Raw genomic sequence first — 11493 nt, 5'->3', positions numbered from 1 at the left:
ACTTTGTTTTTAATTTAATTAAAATTTTTGACCAATATCATAAGCTTTTTTAAGGTCATCCTCTGCATTGTCTGCATCGCCAATCTCTTTTACACCAGCAACTTCCAATGTTTCAATGTATTCCAGTTCAGTATTGTTTAAAAATGGTTGAGCTTCAGTGAGTTTGATATATGGCTGGTAAATGTCCTTATCCGGAAAAGCATGAGTGAATATCATTGCTGCCTTTCCATCAAACTTCTTATCAGGATTATTGAAAATGGAATAGAACCTATCCACAATTGTTTTTGCCTGTGCTGTCATCTGACCAAAGTAAATTGGAGAAGCTAAAATCACACTTGCACCATCTGCCAGCTGATTAATAATTTCAGCCCCATCATCTTCAAATTGGCAGTCTTTTCCTTTGGCGCATCTCTCACAGCCATTGCAGGGACTGATATCCAAAGAATTCAAAAAATATTTCTTAATTTCATGGCCGTTATCTTCAGCCCCTTTAATCATTTCATCCAAAACACGATTAGTATTTCCTTTCTTTCTGGGACTTCCCTGTAAAGCTAAAATTTTCATAATTACACCTTATAATAATTAATAAAAAAATATCATATAAAAGTTACTAAAAAAATGAATAAAAAAAAAGAAAAAATAGGAAAAAATAAATCCTATCTTCTAATGAAAATTTTTCTTGCCACAGAATCTTTTAAGAAGGAAACCTTATAGTTATAAACCTTACCAACTTTAAGTTTGGAGAATACAGCCTTTTTAAGATAGAATACTGCAATTCCTTTTTTGTTGGTTTTTGAAATGAATGTCTTACCGGCAAATTTCAAGGTAACCTTTTTGGCATATAAGAATTTTCCGTTTACCTTCTTCAATGAAACCTGGATTTTGGATATGCTTGCTGACTTTTTAACAATAACGTTTTTAGCAACCACAATACTTTTGATGGATATTTTATTTGCAACTTTAACGTTACCGAATTGAGCAGTGACAACATATGGTTTTGCTCTAACCGGCAATTTAACATTAATGTATGCATAACCGTTTTTATTGGTTTTTGCAGTAAGCTTTTTACCGTTGAGATAGAATGTTACGACTTTACCAGACATAGCTTGAGTATCCTTGGTTAAGTGAACAATATATTTGCCTGTAGCAGTGTATAGGATAGGAATATCCCTGTTTTTATCTATCTTAATTTTTGATAGGTAGAACTTATCAAATTCAGAAACACTTGAATAGATTAGATTTCCAGAGTATGCCATTGATACATTGTGTTGACCAGGTTTTAAATCTTCAACAGTAAGTTTAGCTACACCGTTAACAATTTCCTCACTGTATATATTACTTTCATTACCATCAATAATTATATAAAAGGTTCCTTCAGCATAATCAGGTAATTTAACACTAAATGTCGCAGTGCCTATCTCGTCACGAACTAAAATATCAAATTTGCATTCTTCTGATGGAATGCTGAACTTTTTGACTGTTACAGGAACTGTACAGTTAGAAGGAGCATACTTATAGTTACCTGCATATGAAATAATGATTTCAGTAGTTCCTTCAATGTATGCTGTAACAAGACCTTTACTGTCCACATCAATTATATCCCAATTATAACCGTCATAAGTTAATTTGCCTATGCCTGTAGGAGTTAATCCATTTTTGATAGTAAACTCATCACCCACATACATCACAATAGGATCCACTTTAATAGAAGTTGGAACAAGATATACATAAACTATAACTATTCTTAGTGACTCAGCATACTTGCTGTCTCCTTCTAATTTAATAGTAATTTGAGAAGAACCTGTTCTAACTGCATTCAAATTACCTCTTGCATCAACAGTGACAACTGATGGGTTACTGCTTGAATAGGTTAATCTTCCATCTGTCTTCAAGACACTTGCATTCAAATTAACATTGCCATCAACATACATGTGAACAGATTGATTGACTTTAATAGTTGTACTGACTTTTTTAACAACAACTTCCAGTTTTGCAGAGGAAGAGCGGTAATCGTTGTTTCCTGCATAAGCAACAGTAATTATTGCATTTCCTTTTCCAACGGCAGTAATCTTACCGTTTGAATCAACTTTAGCAATATTAGGATTGCTGCTTGAGTAATCTAATTTACCTTCACTAGGACGGTTTAATTTGGCATTGACAGAAGTTTCATCATCCACATATAAAGTTATTTTGTTTGAATTCAAGGTAATTTCTGTAGTCATAGCTTCAACGACTACGTTGACTGTAGCATTGGATGGATAGTATATCAAATAGCCAGCTTGATTGGTGTAACCTTCATAATTAATGGTTATTACAGCATTACCTCGTTTATTGGCAGTGATTTTACCGTTTTTATCTACACTTACTATTTCAGGATTGCTGCTTGAATATGTTAATTTACCATCCACTGGTGTATCAAATGAAGCTTTAACTACTGCACCTAAATCCATACTGTCACTATATCCAATTTCAATATCGTTTTTAACTTCAATGAAAGTGTGTCTTGGTGAAACAGTAATTGTCATATTCCTTTCGCATGGAGCGTATTTATCATTTCCAGCATATCTGATTGTTATTATTGCTTTACCTGCTGCAGCAGCATATACATATCCATTTTGATGAATTTCAATAATATTTTCATCGCTACTTATATAAGTAAGGTTTTTAATCAATATGTCTATAGGGGAAACTATTGGTTTGACAACAACAGATATTCCCAATTCCATATTCATATCGTCAATATTTATCTGAGTAGCAATTTTGGTGACCTTAACGTTTACTGATTTGGATGAAGATACGAATTTGCCTTCACCAGTGTAACTTACAGTAATAATTACATTACCTTCTTTTAAAGCGGTCATTTGACCGTTTTCATCAATACTTACAATTGTCGGATCGCTACTTGTGTAGTTTAACTCACCTGCATCAGACGGACTTAAAGTAGCATTAAGATTTACATTATCATCAATGAATAATGAAATGTCAGTATTTTCCACTTTGATTTCTGTTTTTACAACATCCACAGTTACATGAACTTTAACGGAGTTTGCACGATATTTACCGTTGCCCGCAAAGCTAATTGTAATGTCAGCTTCACCAGCTTTAATACCTTTAATAACCCCATTATGATCTACAGTAACGATACTTTCATCAGAACTAGTATAAACCAAATCACCAACTTTAGGATTTAAATTAGCAATAATTCTATTATATTCAGTTACGTTTAATCTGATTGAATCATCACCGATGACAATATCCACAGGAACATCAACAACAGTTACATGAATAATGGTTGAGTTTCCACGATATTTACCGTTTCCTGCAAAGCTAATTGTAATGTCAGCTTCACCAGTTTTAATACCTTTAATAACACCGTTCTGATTTACAGTAACGATACTTTCATCAGAACTAGTATAAACCAAATCACCAACTTTAGGATTTAATTTAGCATCAATTGATTGGATATCAGTCACATTTATAGTAATGGAATCAGCAGCATCGATAGCTACAGGAACATCAACAACAGCTACATTGATTGTAGCACTTGAAGCTGTGTATTGTTTGTTTCCTTTGAAAGTGATTGTAATTGTTGTGGTTCCAACTTTTTTAGCAGTGATAATACCATTTTCAAGGTCAATTATACTTTCATCACCTACTGTAAATACTAAATCTCCAGCATCAGGGTGGGAGAAAATATAATCAATAGGTTTGGTTTCAGTTAGATTTATTTCAATAGGGCTGGTCACATCAATAGATGTTACTACCGGAGAAACATTAACAATAACAGAAGCACTTGCAGGTTCAAAGTTATTTTTAGGTGTTAATTGAATAGTAATAATAGCTTGACCTTCTGCAATTGCAGTAATTACACCATTTTCATCAACAGTGATAACATCAGTGTCATTGCTTGAATAATTCAATATTCCTGCATTGGAAGGTACTAATACAGCACCTATATTCACCTTATCACCAGCTTTCAAATCAATTGTATCATTTACTTTAATTTCTGAAGATACAATGCCACTTGCAACATTCACTTCAACAGTAGCATTTGAAGCAGCATACTTATTGTTACCTGAGAACTTAACGGTAATATATGCAGTACCTTCACCAACAGCAGTAATTTTACCATTCTGATCCACTTTTACAACATTGGCATTACTGCTTGTATAACTGAGCAAGCTACCTGCAGCAGGGGGATTTAAAGTAGCATTAAGTGATTCAGTTTCGTTGATTAATAAAGTAAATACCTTTCCAACTTCAACAGTTGTAGGAACTTTAACAACATTAACCATTACTTCAGCAGTTGCAGGTTGATATCTGTCATTACCCTCAAATTTGATGGTTACTTTTGCACTGCCCTCTGAAATACCCTGTACATATCCAAATTTATTCGCAAAAACAATATTGTTATTATCGCTTGCATAACTAAAGATACGGCTTAAAACATTGATATTTGAAGTCTCATTAAGTTTAACATTATCTCCAACATATATCGTAATTTCAGGTTCTACTTTAATTTCAGTTTTTACAGATGATACAATAACTGTTACAGAAGCCTTTGAAGCCTTATATTTATCATATCCTAAAAATTCAATAGTTAAAAGAGCTTTTCCTGCATTTAATGCAGTGAAAGACTAGTATTCGGAAATATTTAAAATATTGGAATCATTAGTTTTAAAATTATATGCCACAGGAGACAGAACCAATTGATTTCCGTCAGAATCTCTTAAAGTGAAAATATTAGGTAATGAATCGATATCACCCACATTTATTTCAATTGTGGAATTAACATCAATATATGTTTCATAATCAATAACTTTAACTAAAATTTGATTTGATGAAGGTTCATATTTTTCATTGCCTTCAAAAGTAAATGTAATATTGGTTAAACCTCCACTAATTGGTGTGATTACATACTGACCATTATTTAAAGATACAGTAGCAACATCCGGATTGCTTGAATTAACTTTTAAATCAACACCACTAGGATTTACGGAAACTCCCACATAATATGGACTTTGACCAGCATCTAATGTTAAATTAGTATTAGATACACTAATTGAAGATTGTTTTTTAGTTACAGTTAAAATAAATGAAGTGGAACATGGAGCGTATTTTTCATTTCCGGCATAACTAACTGTAATATTGACCACACCATATTTTAATGTCTTGAGCATTCCATAATCTATTGTTGCAATACTGGTATCATTAGAAGTGTAATTTATTATGCTTCCTGAGACATAAGGATCCAATGAATAACGAACAGTTTGAGCATTTGGATTTAACTCAATTGTGCTGTTTGGTACAATTACCGGTTTAAGTGAAGTTGGAATACGTGTTACATTAACTGTAACCACCGCAGTAGACGGATTATATTGATCATTACCCATTACATCAGTACCATAGAAGTAAATGGTAACATTAGCAACACCTAAACTTACTCCATTAAGGTTACCCCATTTATCTACTTTTACAATACTTGCATCACTACTTGCATAGCGAATCCTATTAGCATTTTGCAAGAAGTACATGTAATCATATTCAAATGGATGAATCAAATCGTGCATTGAAACTTTCTTGGATATTGGTACATTTATTGTGGAATTGACTTCAATCCAAGTATCTATTTTGAATTTGAATGGCATTTCATATTTTACGTTTTCATATTCTGCAATTAGAATTCCTTTATAATAATCTACAGTAGCATTAATTGTTTGACCTAAGGAAACGACATTTTTATCAAGTGTTAAGTTTATAGAGGATAATTTCAAATCAAATAATGGTAAATTGTTGAAATCATATGGTATAATGTTATCATTATTTTTATCATATACAAAGAAATTGAATTTTGCTTGCCATGTGGATTTATTGTCGTCATATACTATTTCAGTTAAATTTAAGAATAACCAGTTATCCATTTCACAAAGGTTGGAGACAACGTAATTAGTATTGTGATTTTTCCAAACATTTCCAAACCAGTTATAATTTGTTCTGAAACCTTCACCGTTAACTGAAGAAATCAAATATCCAAATGGAATATGATTGTTTACAAAAATTGAATTTTCAATATTTGACCCATACTCTGAAAAAACGATTGCATTAGTTCTTGCAGTGTTATTTATGAAAAGTGCTTTATCAACATTCACATAATTACCCCCAATTATGAATATAGCAGCACCGAATTTAGCATTATTTCCAATAAATATAGTGTTATCAATATTCATTCTATGTGCCCTTATAGCACCACCACCATCCTCCTGATTATCACCAGTAGCATTGTTGCCAATGAAAATACAATCAGTTACAATAGTGGTTAAATCACTCCAATCACAATCTCGTATTGCACCACCTTGATGAGCATAATTATTCTTAAAGGTACAATTAGTTATCTTAGTACCTCCACTATTAAGATGTATAGCACCACCACATATTCTTGCATGGTTACCTTCAAATAAAGTATTTGTAATTTCAACACCATTTACATCAAGATATATAGCACCACCACCATCTTCAATTTCAGTATTATTAATAAACTTACAGTCAATTATATTAGTACCATTACCATAAGTAATATGAAGTGCAGCACCTCCATCACTGTCAGCATAGTTATTGATAAAAGTACAATTTATAAAATTAATGTTATTACCATAACATAATACACCTGCACCATTAGCTAAATAAGTATTACCATTAGCAATTATAATATTCTCTAATGTAACACCACGGGCATGATTTATGTAAAATACTCTGGATTTACCTGCACCGTTAACAGTATAACCATTACCATTAATAATAATTGGACGGGAAATAGTAACTCCTGCAGTCAAATGAGTATCTACACTAGGAGTGAAAGTGTAATCTTTTTCCAAAGTAATTTCATCACCAGGGGCATTATCAATCAAAGCCTGTAATTCAGTGAAACTTCCACTTATAAATGATTTGGATATTTCCATTTTCTCATATTTAGCAGTTAAAGTATAATCACTCATTACATTATAACTTACAGTTGCTTTGCCTGAGTTGTCTAAAGTTACAATATTTTTATCAAATGTTGCATTTTTAGCAGTTACCCCTACATCAATTGATGGTAATTTTGATGTTTTGTAAATACTTGTTTTACCTGTTGCATTATCATACAAATTATTGATTGAAACGGTTACACTCAATGATCCGAAATCAGGAATCATATCAAAGTATAACCAGTTAGACACATTAATTGTTTTACCAACATTGGGGCTTGCTGACATATTATCAACAGTGTTTCCAAACCAGCAGTTTTTAGCATCAACATGATATGCAAATGAGTCGATTTGATATCCTGAATTTTGAATAAAGATTGAATCTGATACATCAATCATAGAATTAATACAGTTATAGATAGCTCCACCATTAACTGCAGTATTATTTATAAATAAAGAACTGCGTACATAATTATTGGAATCCCAGTCGGCATAATAAAATATTGCTCCACCACCAAAATCATCGGCAGTAGCTTTATTTCCAATGAAAGTACAGTTTAAAACATCATGACGAGCATGGTTTCCGTCACCTAAAAGCGCCATTGCACCTCCATATGCTCCTTTGTTATTTATAAATGTAGAGTTTGCAAAAATACTGTAACTGTTAGGATATGAATAGACTGCTCCACCCCATGAATTTGCAGTGTTATCCATGAAAGTACAGTTCAATATTCTTAGATTTTCACCGTAATTATAAACTGCACCAGCAGTTTTTTGAGAAAATCCATTAATGAAATTAATGTTTTTCAAAGTTACAGTTGTACCGGTTACATTAAATATTCTTGCTTGATTTTTAGCATCAATAGTATGTCCTTTACCGTCAATTACAATATTATTCTTAGAAATAACTATACCCGTTTTGATTGTGTCACTTGTAGAGTATGTATAATTTTTATCAAGAGTAATATTGGTTGAAGAATTGCCATTTATTTTTGTATTTAAATCAGCAAAACTTCCATCATTAGTATCACCTAATATTTTATCATTATAATTGTCAATACTTAAAATATCATCATTGATATCACCAATATCTGAAAGAACAACTGTATCATTATCTGCCGCCGATACAGATGAAATACCGATGAGAATGAATAATATTAAGCATATAACTAACATCCTCTTTTTCAATTTCAAAATTATTTCCTCCTTATCTTAAAAATGTCGCTAAGATATAGTTATATTTATTAAAAGTCTTATATATACTTGTGTAAAATTCATTACAAAAAAAGAAAAAAGTGTTATGTATGAAAAATACATAACTTTAAGTTTTATTTCCTGCGCCTAAAAGTAATAAAATTTAGACTGATTAATACCAATATCAGAGCAAACAAAGGATTTCCAGTTGCATTCTTATCATATCTAATTTTATTATAATGATGAACTTTTGTTTTGTTTTCATGATGATGTTTAGTTTTATTATCCTTTTTGGTAGTGTTATTTGTAGGCTTTTTATTTTCCTTAGTAACATTGGTTTTGTTAGTGCTGTTAACAGTCTTATTGGTTTGATTGTTACCAGCAGTCACATTATTGGTTTTTAAACCAGTTGTTTTAGCAATGAAATAAAGGATAATACTTCTTTTTTCACCAACTTTTAAAACACCATTGAAAATCCATTTACCGTTTCCGACATATTGCCAGAGATTGGTTGGATCAACAAAATAATCATAAACTAAACCTTCACTATAATCATTATCAATTATGTATAAGCCAGTAATATCATATTTACCGGTGTTTTCTACAACAACAGTAAAGCTGACAGTTTTACCAACTTGAACTTTTTTATTATTAGATATTTTTCTTACAGACATTTCAGGATTAGGATAGGTTGTAGTTGTATTGGTTGAATTGGATACTGTGAAGTTTCCGTAACCGGATGTTACATTGTTGACCAAAACACCGACTTCAGTAGTTTCAAATTCAACAATGAAACTTACAGTCTGTTTTAATCTTAAAGTATGATCCAATGTCCATTTTCCATGGCCATCATAGGTCCAATTACCTACATCACTATACCAGTTTTTATAAACTAAACCTTTACTATACTTAATATCTTTAACAAATACATCATTTAAAATCATGTTACCGTTATTTGTAACACTGATTTTGAATTTAACGTTCTCACCTACAAGAACAGTCGTATTTAAAGTGGTTTTGCTAACTGTTTCGTTGTGTCTTGGAACGAATGGCTGACTTTTGAATAAAACCATATTTTGCCTATCGGATGGAGTTAAGAACAATACCATGTCATATTCCATTAATTCACCATTAGGAAGAGTATATGAGTTGTTTGTCATATTCATTTCATCCCAATGATTATAATATTGGTCTAATACATCTCTTACAAGTCTATCTCTTGAGTGAAGATAATCACCATCTGTGAAAACCCATGTGACAGTTTGAATATCCCTGTCAGTATAATCAACATACTTTTCAGGACGTGCATCTAACAGATAGAACATTACTCTGAGGTAATCCTCTACACCTGTCCTGTCAAGAGAGTTTACAATGTATGATAAATCATCAATCAATACACCCTCAGTATTTTCCGGACGGAACAAATGTTCTTCCACACAGAAAACGCTGTACCCTGCGAAATCACCAGTTGGGATGTAGTGAGTATCACGAGAAGCACCATCAAGAACATCATTTAAATAATCACTAACCTTGTTCTGATTATACTGAATCACATCACTTTCGGATATTTTAGTATAATCATCCTTAGTGTATCCATCGATAACTATAATGTTTTTTCCTTCAGTTGCAACATTATCTTTTAATGTGGACTTTGATATGTCAAAACTTAATGAAAATATAGCTCCACCATGTCTTGCCTTATTACCTTCAAATATACAATTGTCTATATGTGAATGACTGGTAGATAAAGCCCCACCATAGTTAAGCGCTTCATTATTTGTGAAATTTGAATAAGTGAATATATTATTATTACTTTTAAATCCTGTATTGATAGCTCCACCACCATATCCGGTCGCATTGTTGCTATCAAATAAACAATGATCAGTAGTAAGGTTAAAATTCGAACAAATTGCACCAGCGTTATATGCGCTGTTATCATAGAATATTGAATTATATACCTTCACGTAGTTTCTAGGAACTAGTTCACTGTCATAAGCTGATATACCAAATATTGCTCCTCCTTTGAAACCCTTATTCTTTTCAAAGTAGGAATTATCTACAATTAACTGACCTGTGGAGACAATAGCTCCTCCACCTTCATCAATTTGGTATTCACCATTTCCAAATACAGTATTTCCCTTAAACGTTGAATGGTTTATAAGCGAATTTTGAGCAAAAATTGCTCCGCCCAAACCTTTTTCCTCAAGTTGCATATGGTTTTTAGAATATCTTGTCAATATCCTGTTACCGCTGAATGAAGAATTGTCAACAATCAAGTTCCTAGCATATATAGATCCACCATTATATTTTGCGGTATTTCCATCAAAAGTGGAGTCATAAGCTTTCACATAGCTTGAACCTGAAATCAGGGATACAGCAATAGCCCCACCATGTTTTTGTGCCGCATTGTTCTCAAATGTACAATGATTGACTGTCAAGTTACCGGAATTTATAATGATTGCCCCACCGTTTGAATCGTATGGAGATCTACCATTTACAAAATGGATATCATTTAATGTTACTTGTCCACTATACTGAGTGAATATCCTTGCAATTCCACTCCCATCAATAGTATGGTTATTTCCATTAATTGTAAATCTAGAAATAGAAATCCCATTTCTTAAAATACTACTGTCTTTTATACTATCATATTTATAGTCTTTTGTTAAATCTAATACATCTTTTTTAGAATTAATAGTTTGAGTAATTAATTCATCCAGTTCGGTGAAAGTACCTACTTCACCGTCACTTAAAATGTTTTCGTCTGTAATTACTTGATTTATAGCTAACTGTTCGTTCACATCATTTACATCTGCGTCCATTGAAACACTTTCACTAGCTGAAACCATCCCAACAGACATTATTAGTACTAAAAATACCAATAAAATCTTTAGTTTATTACATTTCATGATTTCCCTCAAAGCGAGAGACAAATCAAATATACTAAACTAAATCAAACTAAATTTAATAATATAAATTTTTAAATTTATTTCCAGTTAAATCGAACTTATACAAATAATATAACCTAACCATTATCGTGCATCTAAAAAACACAATACAACTAATGGATATCAATCATACTAATTAATTAAAACACTAGGCCAAAAAATACCAATCATAACAGTTAAAATAGAACTTAACTAAATTTTGATTTAAGCATTTCAATATAAGATTTGTTCTAACTCAATAAACATATAATTATATTATTTAAATTTTCAAGGAATATCCATTAATTATGAATTCATATTCCGTAGGTATATTTTTGAATAAAGGGTAATATAAATATTTCTAAATTGTACATATCTAATAATATTAACATATCATATAATAATTAAAG

General features: G+C 31.6%; 5 protein-coding genes. 1 reads left to right on the top strand and 4 read right to left on the bottom strand.

The features are described from left to right. Window positions 1–18: 18 nt before the first annotated feature. Window positions 19–564, bottom strand: coding sequence for a flavodoxin family protein (locus Q0P94_RS00275; RefSeq protein ID WP_295112235.1), 546 nt, complete (start codon window positions 562–564; stop codon window positions 19–21). A gap of 92 nt (window positions 565–656) precedes the next feature. Then, window positions 657–4295 (bottom strand): Ig-like domain-containing protein, encoded by a 3639-nt coding sequence (locus Q0P94_RS00270; RefSeq protein WP_295112232.1) that lies wholly within the window; start codon window positions 4293–4295, stop codon window positions 657–659. Between the two features lie 154 nt (window positions 4296–4449). Between Q0P94_RS00270 and Q0P94_RS00265 the strand changes: the two genes are divergently transcribed. Continuing rightward, complete coding sequence (locus Q0P94_RS00265) at window positions 4450–4641, top strand: hypothetical protein (protein WP_295112228.1); 192 nt, start codon at window positions 4450–4452, stop codon at window positions 4639–4641. Here the strand turns inward: Q0P94_RS00265 and Q0P94_RS00260 are convergent. Both Q0P94_RS00260 and Q0P94_RS00255 read right to left on the bottom strand, forming a co-directional pair. Beyond that, entirely contained in the window at window positions 4638–8156 is a 3519-nt protein-coding gene (locus tag Q0P94_RS00260; RefSeq protein WP_295112225.1) for a hypothetical protein, read from the bottom strand. The two genes, Q0P94_RS00265 and Q0P94_RS00260, sit on opposite strands and share 4 nt — an antisense overlap. A gap of 134 nt (window positions 8157–8290) precedes the next feature. After that, window positions 8291–11065, bottom strand: coding sequence for a hypothetical protein (locus Q0P94_RS00255; RefSeq protein WP_295112222.1), 2775 nt, complete (start codon window positions 11063–11065; stop codon window positions 8291–8293). Between the last annotated feature and the right edge of the window lie 428 nt (window positions 11066–11493).

The sequence above is a fragment of the uncultured Methanobrevibacter sp. genome (assembly GCF_946184425.1).
GTDB lineage: Archaea > Methanobacteriota > Methanobacteria > Methanobacteriales > Methanobacteriaceae > Methanocatella.
Note: the sequence above shows the minus strand (reverse complement) of the source record. Positions and strands in the feature narration are given on the sequence as shown.

Coding starts and splice junctions, on each gene's coding strand:
- Q0P94_RS00275 (WP_295112235.1), bottom strand. CDS start 564: ATGAAAATTTTAGCTTTACAGGGAAGTCCCAGAAAGAAAGGAAATACT.
- Q0P94_RS00270 (WP_295112232.1), bottom strand. CDS start 4,295: ATGGTTAATGTTGTTAAAGTTCCTACAACTGTTGAAGTTGGAAAGGTA.
- Q0P94_RS00255 (WP_295112222.1), bottom strand. CDS start 11,065: ATGAAATGTAATAAACTAAAGATTTTATTGGTATTTTTAGTACTAATA.